Here is a 16,561-nt window from a genome sequence, read left to right on the forward strand (position 1 = left end):
TTTTAAACCAACCCAACACCAGTAACCCCAATATAATGATTAAAAAAATGTATAAACCAAGACTCATGATGTAATCTCTCCTTTTTGATCTAACACAACAATGGTAAACCAGCTTAATATAGCCATAACGCCGGTATTTACTACTAAGCTAGTCCCATAATCCCAGTTATGATATACAAGGGCTCCTCTTGCTACCACCATAAGCTCAAAAATAGAATAAAGAACAGCAAATACCAATACATTGACAACCTGCAGCCATCGTTTTTTTGGATGATATTGAGCTATTAGGGTTCCAATAACTAAAACCGGACCGATGACAAAAAATACGGAAGAACCCAAAATGGGTATCACCTTATCATTGACCTCATACCAGCCTAAATTGATAGCCTGTACATCTACTGCAAACTGCAGGGCTACAGCCAGTATGCCGCACCAAATATTAAGCTTTAGCTTTTTCCAATCAACCAGCAGAAAAAACAATATCCAGTTGGCTATAAAAACGATTACCCATTCCATCCTGTACCACCATCCAGTTTAAGAAATAATTTATTAAAATTTAGGTCGAGGGGGAAATACCTTTGAAATGATACCAGAAGGTGCTTCCAGCCTTTCAATTTTCTGCTGCAGCTTAACAATGGCCCGCATTTCGTCGTCCCGAAGCTGGGTAAATAAGGCCCGTACCTCTGGATTTCTAATGTCTATCAAATTTTCATTATAAAATTTTTGATTGGTTATTCGACTTTGAAGAATGTCCTTTAGAATATTTACTTCCTTCATAATTTCACCTAATTTCGTTATTTAATATCCAGTTTAATCATTTTATCCTTCATAAGCTTTAAATGCTCCTGGGCAGTACCATAAAATTCCTTAACCATTTCCTTTAATTCCTTATTCTTCAGAGCCCCTTCATATGCCCTGTATTTAGATACCAGTAGCTTTTCCCGGTTTAATGCATTGGTAAAAACCATCATTAAAATATATTCCTGTGAGAGCTTTTCCAATTTTCTTCCTCCCCAACTTATTTAAAATAAAGTATTAATATTTTTCCTTATAAACGCAAATATTATTCTTAAAGAGCCATTACAAATTTAAATATACTTACAATCAGTCATATACAGAAGCGTTTAAGGAAGGTGTTCATAATGAAGGTAGCAATAATAGGTGCCGGTATTTCGGGCTTAGCCTGTGCCTTTGAGCTAAAAAAGCATGGTATAACCCCCGTTATCTTTGAAAAAAAGAGCCATATAGGAGAACAAATTTGTTTTTCCTGTGCTACAATGCACCTTTTTAATCGTTCTATTGTTGATCCCTTAGTGCTTTTTAAAAGAAAATATGGCTTAGTGATTAAGCCCACCTTCCACCTAAAGGAAATTGTAATGTTTAGTCCTCGATTTAAGGCTGTGGTGAAGGGAAATCTGGGGTATATCATCAATAGAATGAAAGATAAGCATGCCCTTGCCAATCAAATTTACTCCCAGGTACAGCTTCCCATTGAATTTAATACTTTGATCCATTTAGAAGATATAAAAAATGATTTTGACCATATCGTCATTGCTACCGGAGACAGCAATATTGCAAAGCAGTTGAATGTTTGGACAGATATCTTTATCGCCCAATTTCGTTCGGCCAGTGTGGTGGGAAATTTTAACACCAGTGCAGTATCAATGTGGTCAAATACCGAATATGCTAAAAATGCCTTTGCTTATCTGATTCCCAATGGCCCCAAGGAGGCTGCCGTCAAGCTAATTATTAACGGCATTAGTCAACGCGAAATAGACCACTATTGGGACCTTTTTCTTTCTACAGAGAAACTAAACTACCACATCACTGAAATAAGAGATGCAGAGCATCAGTGTGGCTTTGTATGGCCTTATCAGTTAGATAATATCTATTTTATAGGAAATACAGGAGGTTTTACCGACAGTTTATTGGGTTTTGGCCAGCTTAATGCCATTGAAAGTGGCTTACTGGCGGGCCAGGCCATTGCAAGAAATTTAGACTATAACAAATTGGTAAAACCGATAGAAGCGGATATGCTCAGACTCTATGAGTTCAGAAAGGCCCTGAACACCTTTGACAACAATGATCTTGATAAGCTAATACTACTATTAAAAACCCCAGGTATTAAGCAGTTAATTTATAATAATCCAGTTTTTAAGCTGAAACATAGTAGTTTTTTGGCTAAAATTTATAATCATATCGTCAAAAATTGAGTGCTTGCCATCGAATAAGGGAAGGTTAGTTTGAACATAATAAAGTAATTAAGATAAACCTTATTCTACAGAATTATTTCAGTAAAAGCCATGGATTAAAGGAGAAATAGCATATGCTTTTGTTTTCGTTTTTTTTGGTTTTTTTTCTGCTATGCTTATCTGATGGTATTTCACTATACATAAACCGAAGGTGGAAGGAATTGATTACCGTTGGGGTAATGGTAATGTTTCCAATTATAACCTATATATTATGTCAAATGGAGGTTCTAACCCTATTAGAGGTAATTCATTCTGTCCTAAGGCCTCTGGGTGAGACTATTTTTAATAAATTTTAAGGGTGGGAAAGAAATGAAGCTAAAGGAAAAAGAAGTAATTAGTATTCATCAATATATATGGCTGCTCTTTTCAATAGTTACCTCCTTTTCAACATTACAAATTCCTGGATTTCTGGTGATGCACAGCCGCCAGGATGCGTGGCTTGCCATATTGGGAGCATGGTTTCTGGATGTAATTGTTGCCATAATTTTAACCTATATGGGGCTTAGATTCCCCGGTGAAAATTTTGTTCAATATAGCCAGAGTATTTTAGGCAGCTATCTTGGAAAAATCATCGGTATTATGTTTCCACTTTATTTTCTGCTGGTCAGCTCCAATATCATGAGGGCCCTGGCTTTATTATTGAGTAATGCCTTTATACCTTCAATGCCCGTTAGTATTCCAGTGGGGGTTGGATATTTAGTGATTGGCTATGGAGTTAAAAGGGGAATAGAGAGTATGGCCCGGGTCAGTGAAATTCTAGGCCCTCTATATTTTTTAAGCTTTATTGTATTGTTTATTTTACTGTCTCCCGTGATTAAGATAGATCAATTAAGGCCCCAATTATACAATGGCCTTTACCCGGCCTTAACGGGAACGCCTTTTTTATTTACTTACTTTGGGGTTTGCCTGATTATGGGGATGTATATTCCCATCTGTAATCGGCCGGAAAAGGCCTTTTTAGGTAAGTTTACAGCCATTACAATGGGGATGCTGGTTATTTTAATGATGGTGATTACCAGTATTGGCATTTTTGGGGTTGAGCAAACTGCCAATATGGTAAACCCAGGGCTTCAAATTACTAAATATATTCAACTGGGTAACTTTTTTGAAAGGGTTGAAATTATTTGGATGTCTATAGCCATTGCCGCAGGTATTTTAACCTCTGCCAGTCTTATTTGGGCCTCAAGCGTGGGTATTTCTCAAGTCGTAAACATACCCAGCTATAAGCCTTTGGTTTATCCCACCATTTTTATTGCCTTTGCACTGAGTGTCAATTCCTTTAAAACCGACATTGAAATGCTACAATTTGCTTATTATTCCTATCCCTTTATCGCTATTTTTATCCAGTATGGCTTAGGACTGTTTTTATTCCTGGCGGCAATTCTATTAAAAAAACGTGGTAAATCAGTTTAAGAATCATTATGCTTATTTTTTATATCCCGGCCTTTAGTTACTTTTCCAAACAGGCATTTTTGTGCTATTATGGCGGTTATGATACAGATTGTAAAAATGGAAGCACCGATTATTACCGCAAGGGTGTTTCCGCTGAGACTCATAGAAGGTCACCTCCTCAAATTAATAAAATGGAGCAGTACTGATCTCTGCTCCATTTTTTAGTACTTCGTTCTATGTTTGGTTTGAGCAAAAACATAATTTGAAATTGGCTCATATAGTTGAGAGATTACTTTTCCCGGCCTTGGTAAGTTCCACTTCAATAGGGCCCCATAGCTATAATAGATGGCAATCGTCATGATAATCAGGTACATCAATAATTCTTTTTTCATCCTATCTTTTACCAGCTTTCTAATTTCAAAAAATCCAATAAGGATAAAAAATATGGTTATGATATAAAACATATGAATCATCACCCTTCAAATGTTTAAAAGCGTTCTCCCATTCTATCGATACTGACATCAACATCATATTTTACAGTTACATTGGGAAAGATCGTATCCCAATCTTGCTCAATTTCCCGCCACACATCGGGGTGTCTTCTGTATAAGACCCTCCCAAAGCCCAGAAAATCTGACTTATACTCATTTTGTGCCTGGGTTACGGTATATTCCAACTCCTTTACAATCTCCTTTTCAAATTTTTTCTCTAATTGATCAATTGTAGCCTGGTTTATAATATTGTGATCAGAAGCATTTTCGATAATATCCCCGCTCATTTTGAGATGAATCGTAAAGGTAATATCATTATCCACCTCTGCAGTAATATTACTCTTAACATTTCTTATTTCCATGCTGACCATTTGCTCCTGATCATTAATGGTTATGGCTCCAGCATTGATTTCTCCAGTAATTAAGCGGTAGCCTCGGGTCTCTATATTCCCCAAAAAATCCACCAGCTTATCCCCTTTAAATACAGCACATCCCCTGTCGGCTATAACCTTCTTCTTCTCACTTTCAATTACTTCTCCATAATTTTCCTTAGCAGTTGAATAGGTTTCAAAGTCAACAGAAGAATAGGTCAGCCTTCCTGCAACGGTCTCTATTCCTTGATCCAGGTAACAATTTAAAAAGGCATTCAGATCAGGAACATAGGCCTTGGTCCAATCTTGAACATTTTGGATAATGCCCAATAGCTCCTCGGGTAAATTAGCTTCTGCATCAGCAGGAATAGACATGATGTCTAAGGCTTTTCCTTCCGATACCATTACATAATTTCTATACCTTATTTCTCGATTTCTCATGAAATAATCTAAAATTTCATCTACACCTTCCCTTGCAAGCTCTTCTCCAATAAGGATTATGCGGTTGTCGATCCATACCAGTCGTTTTGAAGCGACATTTCTCAGGTTTTTACTGGCATCATTGATGCTTTTCCCAACTGCACTGCCAAGCCATACGCCTGATAAATCCAGTGATTCCTGCAGGCCACCAATGGGAATTACCGCCAGTACCGATATCCGGTAATTTCCATCGGGCTCTAAATCGACTCCCATTACTTGAACAATACCTAACTCATTGATCTCTTTTTGTCCCCAGCATCCTGTCAAAGGTAGCAAAAGAAAGATAATAGTGAAAAGTAAGATTAATTTTTTTTTCATAATCAGTTCTCCTCATCCATGTAATTGGTTGTATTGGGCGGCTTGGGTTCTGAGTCCAGATCGGTTCGGACTAAATTTTCGGGTTCCAAAAAGGCTGGCCGTTTGAAAATGAACCATGCCGGTAGCTTAATAAAGCTGTCCTTCCAATTTTCCAAGCTGAGGGGGGTATAGGGTGATAAATATGGAACTCCGAAGGACCTTAAGGATGCCAAATGGATTAAAAGGATCAGCAGGCCCACAATGATCCCAAAGATCCCCATAGTGGATGCCAGAAACAGTATGGGGAACCTAAGGACACTGATGGCCCTTGAGGAATTGATTTTAGGAATAATAAAGGACGCAATGGCAGTAACGGCCACTACGATGACCATCCCTGGAGAAACTAATCCTGCATCCACAGCAGTGCTGCCGATAACCAAACCACCAACGATACTCAGGGACTGGCCGATGGAGATGGGCAGCCTGGCCCCCGCTTCTCGAATAATTTCAAAGGTAATTTCCATAAATAACGCCTCTACCACTGCAGGAAAAGGAATTTCAGCTCTGGCATTGGCAATTGAGATTAGCAAAACAGAGGGAATCATTTCCTGATGATAGGTGGTAATTGCCACATAAAAGGAAGGCAGCACCAGTGTAATTAAAAAGGCAAAATACCTTAGTAATCTGACAAAGGAAGCAAAATAAAATTTGTGGTAGTAATCCTCGGCCGCTGTGAAAAAATAGCTTAGGGTAACGGGTACAATCAACACAAAGGGACTCCCATTGATTACCAGAACTATTCGTCCTTCAGCCAGGGAGGCGACACAGGAATCGGGCCTTTCTGTAATCTCAGTTTGAGGAAAGGGTGATATCCAGCTGTCTTCTGAGAAGGATTCCAATTGGCCTCCTTCCAGGATGATGTCGGTATCAATCTTCTCAATACGCTCCTTTACTTCCTTCAATATACCTTCGTTGGCAATACCCTTTATGTAGCACATAACGACATCGGTTTGACTTAATCGACCCACAGTGAATTTTTCCATTTTTAAGTTGGGGGTTCGTATTCTCCTGCGAATCAAAGAAGTATTGATTTGTATGTTTTCAACGAAGGCCTCCATGGGCCCCCTGAGGGAGGTTTCTACAATTGGATCAGAAACCGAACGTGATTCGATCCCCAGGGTATTCATTGAAAGTGCCACATCGTTATTGTTAACAAAAAGTACACAATGACCCAAAAGAACGAATTTAACGGCCTCTTTTATGGAATGAATAGGTGTTACATCACTTATTGAAATTAAGGTGTCCTTTAGGTCAGATAAAAAACTCTCATGATGAATTCTAGCATGATCATGAGGATAACTAAATTCCGTCATCAATGGCTTTAATATATTTTCGTGAATGGCTTCACGATTGACCATACCATCAATATATATAATAAAGCTTTCGGTGTTGTTTTCACCAATACTAAATTTTCGCAGGGTAAAGCCAAAGCTGTTGTCAAAAATATTGCTGATTATATCGTAATTTTCCTGTAAATTTTCAGATACCAGGTGATTTTCCAGGTCAGCCACGCTTTTCTTTTCTATTGTTTCTACAACGCTTCGGAGCTTTTTATTTTTAATTTGGTTTTGGCTTGAAGTATTTCCAATTTTAATTGGTCTTTTAGTTCCTCTATTTTTTTTCATGGTCTGGTACCTTCCCCTTTAGGTTTTTTATAAATCTATAGAGAAGCTCTTTTTTTCATAATGGAATTAAAGATATATATATAGTTTTCAACAAAGCATCCTTTTATGTCTTGAAAAGGAAGACTTTGCTCTAGTGCTATTATTTGTTTTAATTTATAATTTATTCCTTATTCAGTTTAATTTTAATAGGCCTTAGGATAGTATATTAAACGCTCATATGTAAAAAATAAGACAATCAAAACATTCGTTGCGAGGAGCGTGTTAAGGTGAAGGTAGCGATTATAGGTGCGGGCACCGCAGGCTTGTCATGCGCCATTGAATTAGAAAGGCATGGTATTTACCCCACCATATTTGAAAGAAATGATTTCATTGGCGAATATCATCCCCATGTGTCGGCATTTTTAGGATTATTAACCCGCCCTGTTTCAGACCCTATTCAATATATAAACCAGCAGCTGGGAATTACGCTAAAGCCCCTGGGCCCCTTCAGAAAGGTGATTCACTATTCGCCCAACAATCAAGCTACCGTTTCAGGGCAGCTGGGTCACTTTATGATTCGTGGCAAGGAGGAAAATTCCGTTAAAAATCAATTACATAAACAGGTAAAATCACAAGTGCATTTTAATTGTAATGTGCATCCAGAGGATATAGAAAAGGATTTTGATTTTATTGTGGCAGCAGATGGGCACTGGTTTGCCCCAACAAGATACGGAATTTGGCAGGAGGTAATGCGGGCGTGGCTTAGCGGAGGTGTCTTTGAGGGAGATTTTGAACCGGATACGTTAAAGATGTGGCTCGATAATGACCTAACAAAGGGTGCCTATATTTACCTGGCACCCTATAGTAAAAATAAAGCAGTCATTGCCCATGTGGTTCAAGGTATTCAACAGAATGAGCTTAATCAATACTGGCGTCGGTTTTTAGAGAGCCGTGACATTTTAAAGCAGTATAATATGGTTGAATCATGGTCTATTCCCCACCATGCCGGTTTGGTGACCACCAACAGGGTAGGGAAGGTCTATTTTGCTGGAGCTGCCGGAGGGGGAGTTGAACCTTTTCTGGGCTTTGGCCAGTTTAATGCAATTGTTTCGGGGGTAATGGTGGCAAAAAGTATTGCGAAGGGTTATGATATTGACCAGCTGCTGGGAAGCGTGAGGAAAAAAAGCCAGCAGCTTAAAAGTCTGAGGCCTTTATTAAATGCTGCCACCAATGAAGATTTTGATCGGCTGTTAACCGTTATGAAAACTCCTTCCCTTAGAAGTCTGATTTATCGAACTAACGTTGATGTGATTAAGCTGCTTTCGAGAGGTTTAAATTTAGTATCCAATAAAAAAAATCAGTAAACAGCAATAAAAGGAGGTCAAAGTCATGGGCGGATTTAAAGTAATCTGCAGCAACTGCGGCTCTGAAAAAGTTATTGAAAAAAGTGAAAAAAATAAGCTGGATTGGGTGGGAGACAAGGTCAAATACGGCCAAGGAATACAACGAAAGTGCCTGTATTGCAATAATCAATCCTTCATTATTAATAAGACCTGGCTTGAAAAAGATCCTATGCAATAGCCTTTGATTCACCTGAAAATCCTTTCTTTTTTCATGCTACCAAAGGAGGGTAGTATTCTCATTTATTTTCCTTTTAAGTAAATGATAAAAATTAAAATTTAATAGTAATAGAAGGCAATGAATTTAATGAATAATTGCTAATATGTTGTAATGCTCCTTAATATATATGCTAGTAGGCGATAATTAGGGAGGAATTCTTGAAATGAACAAAGGCCTGAAAATATTATGGATTGTATTGATGGGTATTTTATGCTTCAGCTCTGTAGCCTACGGAATCGATAGGCAATATGTTAAGGTGAAGGCCCAGGTTTTATCCATTGAAGAAGCCAAGCCAGAGGAAGGCACACCTCAGGTTTTAGAGGTGAAGGTTTTGGAGGGAGCACTGAAGGGAAAGCATTTGCGCTTTGCCTACCAGCCCATTGCCCTTTCTGAATACGATATTAGTTTAAAAAATAATACAAAAATATTTATTCAGCTCACGATTGAGGGTGATCAGCTATTAGGAGTTTCCTTTGTGGATGTAGTAAGGGAAGGGCCCCTGCTACTATTATTTATTATGTTTTTCCTATTATTAATGATTATTGGTGGATTTAAGGGGCTTAGATCATTTGTATCGTTAATTATAACGGGGCTATGCATTTTTAAAATATATTTACCAATGATTTTAAAGGGCCATGGCTTTATATTTACCACAGTACTGGTATGCTGCATCATTATATTTGTCAGCTTTATATTAATCGACGGTTTCACAAAAAAAAGCCTCAGCTCTATTCTGGGCACCATTGGAGGTACCTTGATTTCAGGAATATTGGCCCTGTATTTCGGCAACCGTATTCACTTAAACGGCCTTTCAGATGAGACCATTCAAATGCTGATAACCCAAACCAATGTGGCAATTAACTATAGAGGGCTGCTCTACAGCGGTATAACCATCGGAGTCTTAGGAGCAGTTATGGATGTCAGCATGACCATCACCTCAGTCATTCATGAAATTAAACGGAGCAATCCTAAGGTTTCCGTTTCCTCTTTAATCATGTCAGGCTTCATGGTAGGAAAGGATATCATGGCCACCATGACCAACACCCTAATATTGGCCTATGCCGGAACATCCCTGCCACTATTATTTTTCCTTGCCCTTTCAAATATGTCAGTAGAAGCAGCCATTAATTCTCAATTCATAGCCACCGAAATTATACGGGCCCTAAGCGGTAGTATTGGTTTAATACTGACAATTCCAGTGACATCCTTTGTTGCCGCAGTGAATTCCTAATGCACCTGAGTGGCAAAAAAGTTTTTTAGCAGGATTTACCGCCCTGAAACTAGAATTAATAAATAAAGAGAGGTGATTAAATGAAGCAATATGATGCTCTGGTTAAAAAAATGCTGGCCTATGGAAAGGAACTGGGAGATTTATCTAATCATCAGAATTCAAAATACCAGGGCGAAATATATACTTCTTAATAATGGAAAAAGAGAAATGGGTTTAAATTCCGAGATCTTTAAAATAAAGCCAGTAAAAGGTACAAGCCTGGTGGAATCGGAGTATCCCTTTGATTATTTAACCCTTGAGGAAGAAGAAAGGGAGCTTATCAAGCTCAATCAAGAGATGATGAAGCAACTTTCCCAGGCGTCAATTGAATGTGTCTATCGAAATGTAGAGGATTATTGGAGAATCGTCGGAAGTGGGAATAGACATTAACAGATACTTAAAAGAGCAATGAAAGGTATTAGGTGAAAAATAGAGGAGGATTAGCCATGAGCTATGTAGTAGCAGGGAATAAATGCTTCGATAGTGAAGATATACTTAAGCAAATAAAACAAAAATATCATTTTAAGCTAGTAAAGGATTTAACAAAGGGATCAAAAAGAGATGATACCTTGATCTATCAAATTATACAAAATGTAGCAGAGCTAAAGGAAGACCTTTTACTTGACGATCTAGGGCCCATCGAGGAAGAAGATTTAGTTGAAGAGCTGATGAGCCTGGCCGATGAAAAGGTAGCAATGATTGAAGGTATTATACCAGACGAATTCATTTGTTACAGCTATTCCTACTATTATGACGAAGGCCTTGAAGAAATCAAGTGTATCTTTATCGCCCTGGATAAAAAGGTAGGGGATATGCGCCTGATGGATATAGCAGAAAGAATACTGCGTTCAGTTGATTAACTTAGTTTTTCCCGGTCAAGAACTGGGATTTTTTCTATATTAAGATAGAAGTTTATTGAAGTTTTCTTAAAACTTTGATTTAATAGTAATAAGCACCATATTTTACATCTAAAGGAGGAATAATAATGGCAACACCGCAGATTCAAGCATTTAAAAGAGAAATGGTTGGAAAAAACAGTGTTGCGAAGGAAAGAAAGAGTGGAAAGGTACCAGCCGTGGTATACAGCAGAGGGAAGGACACACAACTTATTTACCTAAAGGAACGGGAGCTGGAAAAATTACTTTCCCAATATGGAACAAGCCTTCGCCTGGGATTAAATTTTGAAGATGTGACGACCTTTGCTATCATCAAAGAGATTCAACGGGATAACTTAAAAAACCAATTACTGCACTTGGATTTACAGACCTTGAATGAACATGAAAAAGTCAGACTAACCCTTCCTATTTATATCACCAACAAAGAAAAGGTAGAAAACAGCGATCGAATACTTCAAATTCAAACACCAGAAATCGAAATACAAACCTATCCCAAATACATTCCCGAACGAGTAGAAGTAGATGCAAAACTATTGCTGGAAAAAGACAACTTAACCGTATCTGATTTATTATTGGCAGCAAATGAGTACGTTGAGATATTGACAGATAAACAGGCCGTCATTGCTTCCCTGGTTTACACAACAAAGCTGGAGCAGCCGGTAGAAGAAGAAATATAATTCAATCACACCTCTCCTAAGGGCCAGACTGTATAAAATAACTGTCGTTGGCAATAATTCATAAATAAATGAATAAGGAGAGGTGTTTTTATGGACTTAATTAATAGTGGAGTGAGAAGCAGCGTAGGAAAAAACAACAGTCATCGAATACGACATGATGGGTACATTCCTGCTGTAATTTATGCCAAGGATATGAATACCCTGCCTGTAAAAATAAATAAAAAGGAAGCAGAATCTTTTATCAGAACCTATGGGGAAACAGGAATGCTCCAGGTAAACATAGGTGATCAAACCTATTCAGTCGTGATAAAGGAAATTCAGCGAGATCCGGTAACACGGGAAATTATCCATCTGGACCTTCAACGGATTAATCAAAATGACAAAATCCATGTGAAGGTACCTATCGTGTTAACAGGCAGGAATTATGTAGAAAAAAGCGGTGTAATCTTACAGCAGCAGCTTAATGAGGTTGAAGTAGAATGCTATGCCGGCAGCATCCCTCAAAAACTGGTATTTGATATATCCAATTTTAGAACAGGCGATGCCCTTAGAATTGCCGATATGGAAGTCGGTGAAGAATTTCACATTATCCAGGACCCCCAATCTATCATTGCTTCGGTAACTACTATTGGACAAGAAAAAAATAATGAAGAAACCGAGCAAAAATAAGAATCAAAAAGGCTTCCTTTTAGGTAGTCTTTTTATCATTTTAGGGGGAATAAGCATATGATCATTAAGGGATTATATAAAAATAACGTCATCCTAAAAAATTCTCCTTGATATACGGTAGGGGGGTATGGTATATTAAAATAAAGGAGGTGCTTCAATGGGTCACAAGCAAGATCATTCCGTAAAAAGGTCCTCAGAGGAGTCCCTTAAGGTTCAAAAATCCTTAATGGATCGCTTAAACAGGGTAGAGGGGCAAATTCGAGGAATTAAAAATATGATTGAAAAGGGTACCTATTGCTATGATGTCATTAATCAAATAGAGGCTTCACGTTCGGCCCTTGGCTCCATTTCAATGGTATTAATGGAAAGTCACCTGAGGAATTGTATTGTACATCAATTGAAAAATGGCGAAGAAGAGGCCATTGAAGAGGTACTGAAAACCTTTAAAAAGCTAATGAAATAAGGGAGGGAAGTATATGGGATCAATTAATAAAAGTCTGATGGTGGAAGGTATGACCTGTGCAGCCTGCGCCAAGGCCATCGAGCGAACCCTCGGGAAGCTTGAGGGAATTGAGTCCGCTACGGTAAATTTAGCCACCGAAAGGCTGGCAGTAAAATACAATGCTGATCAGGTAGGCCTTGAAGCAATCATTGATAAGGTGAGTCAAATTGGCTATCAATTAAAGGAAGAGGAAACAGTAAGAGAAATTACCATACCGGTGGCAGGAATGACCTGTGCCTCCTGTTCCAGTGCAGTTGAAAGGGCGTTAAAAAAGCTGGAGGGTGTTAAAACTGTCAATGTTAATTTGGCTACTGAAAAGGCAGTCGTTCATTATGATAGCACCTTAATTCGAATTTCCCAGATTAAACAGGCCATTAAAAAGGCCGGTTATGAACCCCTGGAGCTTGAAATTCAACAGAGTACCGATCAGGAAGCCCAGAAACGTCAGCGGGATATCAAGACCCTTTGGAAGAAGTTTTTATTGTCAGCTATCTTTACTGCTCCATTATTATACATTGCCATGGGTCACATGATGGGAGCCCCTTTACCTGCTTTTCTTGACCCCCATCACTACCCCTTAAGATTTGCTTTGGTTCAGCTTATATTAACGATACCGGCCATCGTTGCAGGAAACAAGTTTTATACAGTAGGCTTTAAAGCCCTTTATCGAAGAAGCCCCAATATGGATTCATTAATAGCCATAGGTACCAGCGCTGCCTTTATATATGGGTTATATGCCATCTATGAAATTTTAACCGGTAATCACATGATGGTAATGGAGCTGTATTTTGAAACGGCTGCCGTAATTATCACCTTAATTCTTTTGGGTAAATACCTGGAGGCGGTTTCTAAAGGAAAGACCTCAGAGGCCATTAAAAAGCTTATGGGAATGCAGCCCAAAACTGCCCTTGTGATACATGATGGAAAGGAAATGGTTATTCCCATTGAAGAGGTTGAGGTGGGAGATATTGTTTTAGTTAAGCCAGGAGAGAAAATACCGGTGGATGGTGTCGTGATAGAGGGTTACAGCTCTGTTGATGAATCGATGCTGACGGGTGAAAGTATACCCATTGAAAAGCATGTTGGTGACATAGTAATTGGAGGCAGTATCAATAAAAATGGAAGCCTTCAGTTTCAAACCAGCAAGGTGGGAAAGGATACAGTTTTATCTCAAATCATCAAACTGGTGGAGGATGCCCAGGGCTCCAAGGCTCCCATTGCTAAAATGGCAGACATTATTTCAGGCTACTTTGTGCCGATTGTAATTAGTATTTCAATTATAGCGTCAATACTATGGTTTGTAACGGGCCATTCCACTGTATTTGCCCTGACTATTTTTATTTCAGTGTTAGTGATTGCCTGCCCCTGTGCCCTGGGCCTGGCAACACCAACGGCGATAATGGTGGGTACAGGAAAGGGGGCAGAATACGGTGTATTAATTAAGGGCGGCGAGGCCCTTGAAACTGCCCATAAGATAAAAACCATAGTCTTTGATAAAACAGGAACCATCACCGAAGGAAAGCCCAGGGTAACGGACATTATTTCAAGGGGGGACATCTCAGAGGATGAGCTCTTAAGCCTGACCGCCTCTGGAGAACGAGGTTCCGAGCATCCACTGGGGGAAGCCATTGTAAAAGCCCAGCAAGATAAAAATCTGCCCCTTAAAAAGGTAGAATCATTTATGTCCATCCCCGGCAGAGGAATTGAAGTAAAAATTGAAGGAAAAAACCTGCTGTTGGGTAATAAGAAGCTGATGCTTGAAAAAAATATTCCCCTTGATCTGGAATCAGAATCAAATCGGTTGGCAACAGAAGGCAAAACCCCCATGTATGTGGCCATTGAGGAAAGTCTGGTGGGAATAATAGCTGTGGCAGATGTGGTAAAGGAAAATAGCCGTAAGGCAATCAAGCGGCTTCATGATATGGGAATACAGGTTGCTATGATTACAGGAGATAATCAGCGAACAGCGGAAGCAATTGCCAGGGAGGTTGGAATCGATATCGTTCTGGCTGAAGTATTGCCTGAAGATAAGGCCAATGAAGTTAAGAAACTTCAGGATCAGGGGCAGAAGGTGGCCATGGTGGGAGACGGTGTGAATGATGCGCCAGCCCTGGCCCAGGCCGATGTAGGAATTGCCATAGGCTCAGGTACTGATGTGGCCATGGAATCAGCCGATATTGTATTAATGAGAAGTGATTTGCTGGATGTGGTAACAGCCATTCAGTTAAGTAAAAGTACCATACGAAACATTAAGCAGAACCTGTTTTGGGCCTTTGCCTATAACAGTGCCGGAATTCCCTTGGCAGCAGGTATTTTATACCTGTTCGGAGGCCCATTACTGGACCCAATGTTTGCGGCTGGGGCTATGGCTTTAAGCTCAGTATCGGTTCTTAGTAATGCATTAAGGCTAAAACGATTTAAACCAACTCTTTAGCTAAAAATATAAATTTAAAATAATTAAATAGGAGGAGAAAAAATGAAAAGGAAAATCAGTATTGAAGGTATGTCCTGTGGACATTGTGCAAATCATGTAAAAAATGCCCTAATTGAAGTGGCGGGAATCACAGATGTAAAGGTAGATTTAGCCGGGAAAAATGCAATAATTGAAATGTCTCAGCCCATTGAAGATGAAACTTTGAGGGCAGCTATTTCAGAAGTCGGTTACGATGTTGTAAATATTGAAAGCCTGTAATTAAATTAAAAGCCATCAGCCCTTTCAAAGCCCCTGATATCACAGGTATAGGTTCAGCACAGACAACGATTAAAGGTGTTATATGTACTGAATCTATCGGTGACGAACAGGGGCTTATTATTTGGGCTAATGGCGGGTGTAGCTCTTATTCAACGGCTACCTTAGCCAAGTAGCGTCTAAAATATTCATTATTATGAAGGACGGCAGGATCATTTGGCTTAAACTCTGAAGCCTTCATATTATGCCTGATGGCTTCGGAAATGTCACCAATTTCATAATAACATAAACATAGTTGAATATTGGGTATAAATCCCCAGTAATCATGCAGTATGAATCCCCAGCTATTGGCAGGCTCCTGTAGTTGAGTCGCCAGTTTATACCATTGAATTGCCTTGTTGTATTCCCCAGCATCCATATAATAAAAGCCCATTTGACAGCAAATTTCTGCTCTAGGTAAATCATAGTGGAAGCTCTTTAAAAGAGATTTAAGCATGTTGGGCCTGTCATTTTGATGGTAGTAGCATATTGAAAGATGATAACAGGCCGATATGTTGTCTTCAACCCAACCCTGTTCCGTATTTAAGAAGCGATTGAAATAATCTATCGCCGCGGCATAGTGACCATGATAATAAAGCTCCCTCGCGTAATAGTAAAGCCCCCTGGGGCTTAAGGAAGTACCGCGAGATAACAGGTCGGCATAGATTCTTAGATTTCTGTCGGGATCAGCTGCCCCCTCCTTCCTGTGAGTAACAGCAACATCTGAATTAATAATAACCCCTGATGTTTCCAAATATTCATGTATTGGCTCATGCCATTTGAATTGCTTTTCTCTTTTTGATAATCTCTCTCTATAGTATGATAAGGTTGTATTACCATGCTCATCGAAACCGACATTGTATTTCATCATAACAACATCTACTGTTGGGTCGAGGGTTTCCTTGAGTACCCTAAATTTCATACGATCCTCTTTAAGTAGCACGTCATCAGCATCCAGCCATAGAATATAATCCATGGTGGCCATAGAGTAGGCATAATTTCTTGCTGCCGAAAAATCATTCATCCATTGAAAATCATAAACTTTATCAGTATAAGCCTTGACAATATCCTTTGTACCATCAACCGAACCTGTATCGACTATAATCATTTCATCAACAAGGTCCTTAATCGAGTCCAGACATCTGCCAATAACCTGCTCCTCATCTCTTACAATCATACATAGACTAATTGTAATCACAAAATCACCCCAAAAGAAATTTATTCTGTTAATGTACTTATTTTGAAAGCAAAT

At 39.0% G+C, this 16,561-nt stretch carries 20 protein-coding genes; 12 read left to right on the forward strand and 8 right to left on the reverse strand.

Going from position 1 to position 16,561, the window contains the following annotated elements; translation table 11 throughout:
- Window positions 1-63: 63 nt before the first annotated feature.
- From ACYQ1I_RS06825 to ACYQ1I_RS06835, 3 genes are read right to left on the reverse strand one after another with little or no spacing between them, the layout of a single operon-like run.
- Entirely contained in the window at window positions 64-516 is a 453-nt protein-coding gene (locus tag ACYQ1I_RS06825) for a hypothetical protein (protein WP_459763658.1), read from the reverse strand.
- 33 nt (window positions 517-549) lie between these two features.
- Complete coding sequence (locus ACYQ1I_RS06830) at window positions 550-777, reverse strand: hypothetical protein (RefSeq protein ID WP_459763660.1); 228 nt, start codon at window positions 775-777, stop codon at window positions 550-552.
- Between the two features lie 17 nt (window positions 778-794).
- Complete coding sequence (locus ACYQ1I_RS06835) at window positions 795-1,001, reverse strand: hypothetical protein (RefSeq protein WP_459763662.1); 207 nt, start codon at window positions 999-1,001, stop codon at window positions 795-797.
- Window positions 1,002-1,142: 141 nt separating this feature from the next.
- On the opposite strand from ACYQ1I_RS06835, the gene ACYQ1I_RS06840 reads away from it, so the two are divergent.
- Both ACYQ1I_RS06840 and ACYQ1I_RS06845 read left to right on the forward strand, forming a co-directional pair.
- Complete coding sequence (locus ACYQ1I_RS06840; protein WP_459763664.1) at window positions 1,143-2,213, forward strand: NAD(P)/FAD-dependent oxidoreductase; 1,071 nt, start codon at window positions 1,143-1,145, stop codon at window positions 2,211-2,213.
- Window positions 2,214-2,561: 348 nt separating this feature from the next.
- Window positions 2,562-3,665, forward strand: a complete 1,104-nt coding sequence (locus tag ACYQ1I_RS06845) for a GerAB/ArcD/ProY family transporter (RefSeq protein ID WP_459763666.1) — start codon at window positions 2,562-2,564, stop codon at window positions 3,663-3,665.
- Here the strand turns inward: ACYQ1I_RS06845 and ACYQ1I_RS06850 are convergent.
- The 4 genes from ACYQ1I_RS06850 to ACYQ1I_RS06865 form a co-directional block, all read right to left on the reverse strand.
- Complete coding sequence (locus ACYQ1I_RS06850) at window positions 3,662-3,808, reverse strand: hypothetical protein (RefSeq protein ID WP_459763668.1); 147 nt, start codon at window positions 3,806-3,808, stop codon at window positions 3,662-3,664. The two genes, ACYQ1I_RS06845 and ACYQ1I_RS06850, sit on opposite strands and share 4 nt — an antisense overlap.
- Window positions 3,809-3,865: 57 nt before the next feature.
- Complete coding sequence (locus tag ACYQ1I_RS06855) at window positions 3,866-4,036, reverse strand: hypothetical protein (RefSeq protein WP_459763669.1); 171 nt, start codon at window positions 4,034-4,036, stop codon at window positions 3,866-3,868.
- 95 nt (window positions 4,037-4,131) lie between these two features.
- On the reverse strand, window positions 4,132-5,304 hold the full coding sequence (locus ACYQ1I_RS06860; protein WP_459763671.1) for a Ger(x)C family spore germination protein: 1,173 nt from the start codon (window positions 5,302-5,304) through the stop codon (window positions 4,132-4,134).
- 2 nt (window positions 5,305-5,306) lie between these two features.
- Window positions 5,307-6,968, reverse strand: a complete 1,662-nt coding sequence (locus ACYQ1I_RS06865; RefSeq protein ID WP_459763673.1) for a spore germination protein — start codon at window positions 6,966-6,968, stop codon at window positions 5,307-5,309.
- Between the two features lie 266 nt (window positions 6,969-7,234).
- On the opposite strand from ACYQ1I_RS06865, the gene ACYQ1I_RS06870 reads away from it, so the two are divergent.
- The 10 genes from ACYQ1I_RS06870 (at window position 7,235) to ACYQ1I_RS06915 (ending at window position 15,273) form a co-directional block, all read left to right on the forward strand.
- Window positions 7,235-8,311, forward strand: a complete 1,077-nt coding sequence (locus tag ACYQ1I_RS06870; protein WP_459763675.1) for an NAD(P)/FAD-dependent oxidoreductase — start codon at window positions 7,235-7,237, stop codon at window positions 8,309-8,311.
- A gap of 25 nt (window positions 8,312-8,336) precedes the next feature.
- Window positions 8,337-8,528, forward strand: a complete 192-nt coding sequence (locus tag ACYQ1I_RS06875) for a hypothetical protein (protein ID WP_459763677.1) — start codon at window positions 8,337-8,339, stop codon at window positions 8,526-8,528.
- A gap of 202 nt (window positions 8,529-8,730) precedes the next feature.
- On the forward strand, window positions 8,731-9,798 hold the full coding sequence (locus ACYQ1I_RS06880; RefSeq protein ID WP_459763679.1) for a YibE/F family protein: 1,068 nt from the start codon (window positions 8,731-8,733) through the stop codon (window positions 9,796-9,798).
- Between the two features lie 207 nt (window positions 9,799-10,005).
- A complete protein-coding gene (locus tag ACYQ1I_RS06885; protein WP_459763681.1) occupies window positions 10,006-10,227 on the forward strand; it encodes a hypothetical protein in 222 nt (73 codons plus the stop codon).
- A gap of 56 nt (window positions 10,228-10,283) precedes the next feature.
- On the forward strand, window positions 10,284-10,697 hold the full coding sequence (locus ACYQ1I_RS06890; RefSeq protein WP_459763683.1) for a hypothetical protein: 414 nt from the start codon (window positions 10,284-10,286) through the stop codon (window positions 10,695-10,697).
- Between the two features lie 125 nt (window positions 10,698-10,822).
- Entirely contained in the window at window positions 10,823-11,410 is a 588-nt protein-coding gene (locus ACYQ1I_RS06895; protein ID WP_459763685.1) for a 50S ribosomal protein L25, read from the forward strand.
- A 90-nt stretch (window positions 11,411-11,500) separates the two neighbouring features.
- Window positions 11,501-12,079 carry a 50S ribosomal protein L25 gene (locus tag ACYQ1I_RS06900; protein ID WP_459763687.1) on the forward strand — a complete coding sequence of 193 codons (579 nt, stop codon included), beginning with the start codon at window positions 11,501-11,503 and terminating at the stop codon, window positions 12,077-12,079.
- Between the two features lie 157 nt (window positions 12,080-12,236).
- Window positions 12,237-12,542, forward strand: coding sequence for a metal-sensitive transcriptional regulator (locus tag ACYQ1I_RS06905; protein WP_459763689.1), 306 nt, complete (start codon window positions 12,237-12,239; stop codon window positions 12,540-12,542).
- Between the two features lie 13 nt (window positions 12,543-12,555).
- Window positions 12,556-15,015 (forward strand): heavy metal translocating P-type ATPase, encoded by a 2,460-nt coding sequence (locus ACYQ1I_RS06910; RefSeq protein WP_459763691.1) that lies wholly within the window; start codon window positions 12,556-12,558, stop codon window positions 15,013-15,015.
- A 42-nt stretch (window positions 15,016-15,057) separates the two neighbouring features.
- Entirely contained in the window at window positions 15,058-15,273 is a 216-nt protein-coding gene (locus tag ACYQ1I_RS06915; RefSeq protein WP_459763693.1) for a heavy-metal-associated domain-containing protein, read from the forward strand.
- A 145-nt stretch (window positions 15,274-15,418) separates the two neighbouring features.
- On the opposite strand, the gene ACYQ1I_RS06920 is transcribed toward ACYQ1I_RS06915, so the two are convergent.
- The gene (locus ACYQ1I_RS06920) at window positions 15,419-16,486 is read right to left on the reverse strand and encodes a tetratricopeptide repeat-containing glycosyltransferase family 2 protein (RefSeq protein ID WP_459763695.1); all 1,068 of its coding nucleotides are present in this window, start codon (window positions 16,484-16,486) and stop codon (window positions 15,419-15,421) included.
- Window positions 16,487-16,561: the final 75 nt, after the last annotated feature.

It is taken from the genome of Alkaliphilus crotonatoxidans (assembly GCF_054658015.1).

What these genes read in the sequence shown, in the direction of transcription:
- ACYQ1I_RS06825 (WP_459763658.1), bottom strand. Translation starts at nt 516, where the DNA reads ATGGAATGGGTAATCGTTTTTATAGCCAACTGGATATTGTTTTTTCTG.
- ACYQ1I_RS06830 (WP_459763660.1), bottom strand. Translation starts at nt 777, where the DNA reads ATGAAGGAAGTAAATATTCTAAAGGACATTCTTCAAAGTCGAATAACC.
- ACYQ1I_RS06840 (WP_459763664.1), top strand. Translation starts at nt 1,143, where the DNA reads ATGAAGGTAGCAATAATAGGTGCCGGTATTTCGGGCTTAGCCTGTGCC.
- ACYQ1I_RS06845 (WP_459763666.1), top strand. Translation starts at nt 2,562, where the DNA reads ATGAAGCTAAAGGAAAAAGAAGTAATTAGTATTCATCAATATATATGG.
- ACYQ1I_RS06850 (WP_459763668.1), bottom strand. Translation starts at nt 3,808, where the DNA reads ATGAGTCTCAGCGGAAACACCCTTGCGGTAATAATCGGTGCTTCCATT.
- ACYQ1I_RS06855 (WP_459763669.1), bottom strand. Translation starts at nt 4,036, where the DNA reads ATGAAAAAAGAATTATTGATGTACCTGATTATCATGACGATTGCCATC.
- ACYQ1I_RS06860 (WP_459763671.1), bottom strand. Translation starts at nt 5,304, where the DNA reads ATGAAAAAAAAATTAATCTTACTTTTCACTATTATCTTTCTTTTGCTA.
- ACYQ1I_RS06865 (WP_459763673.1), bottom strand. Translation starts at nt 6,968, where the DNA reads ATGAAAAAAAATAGAGGAACTAAAAGACCAATTAAAATTGGAAATACT.
- ACYQ1I_RS06875 (WP_459763677.1), top strand. Translation starts at nt 8,337, where the DNA reads ATGGGCGGATTTAAAGTAATCTGCAGCAACTGCGGCTCTGAAAAAGTT.
- ACYQ1I_RS06880 (WP_459763679.1), top strand. Translation starts at nt 8,731, where the DNA reads ATGAACAAAGGCCTGAAAATATTATGGATTGTATTGATGGGTATTTTA.
- ACYQ1I_RS06885 (WP_459763681.1), top strand. Translation starts at nt 10,006, where the DNA reads ATGGGTTTAAATTCCGAGATCTTTAAAATAAAGCCAGTAAAAGGTACA.
- ACYQ1I_RS06890 (WP_459763683.1), top strand. Translation starts at nt 10,284, where the DNA reads ATGAGCTATGTAGTAGCAGGGAATAAATGCTTCGATAGTGAAGATATA.
- ACYQ1I_RS06895 (WP_459763685.1), top strand. Translation starts at nt 10,823, where the DNA reads ATGGCAACACCGCAGATTCAAGCATTTAAAAGAGAAATGGTTGGAAAA.
- ACYQ1I_RS06900 (WP_459763687.1), top strand. Translation starts at nt 11,501, where the DNA reads ATGGACTTAATTAATAGTGGAGTGAGAAGCAGCGTAGGAAAAAACAAC.
- ACYQ1I_RS06905 (WP_459763689.1), top strand. Translation starts at nt 12,237, where the DNA reads ATGGGTCACAAGCAAGATCATTCCGTAAAAAGGTCCTCAGAGGAGTCC.
- ACYQ1I_RS06910 (WP_459763691.1), top strand. Translation starts at nt 12,556, where the DNA reads ATGGGATCAATTAATAAAAGTCTGATGGTGGAAGGTATGACCTGTGCA.
- ACYQ1I_RS06915 (WP_459763693.1), top strand. Translation starts at nt 15,058, where the DNA reads ATGAAAAGGAAAATCAGTATTGAAGGTATGTCCTGTGGACATTGTGCA.
- ACYQ1I_RS06920 (WP_459763695.1), bottom strand. Translation starts at nt 16,486, where the DNA reads ATGATTGTAAGAGATGAGGAGCAGGTTATTGGCAGATGTCTGGACTCG.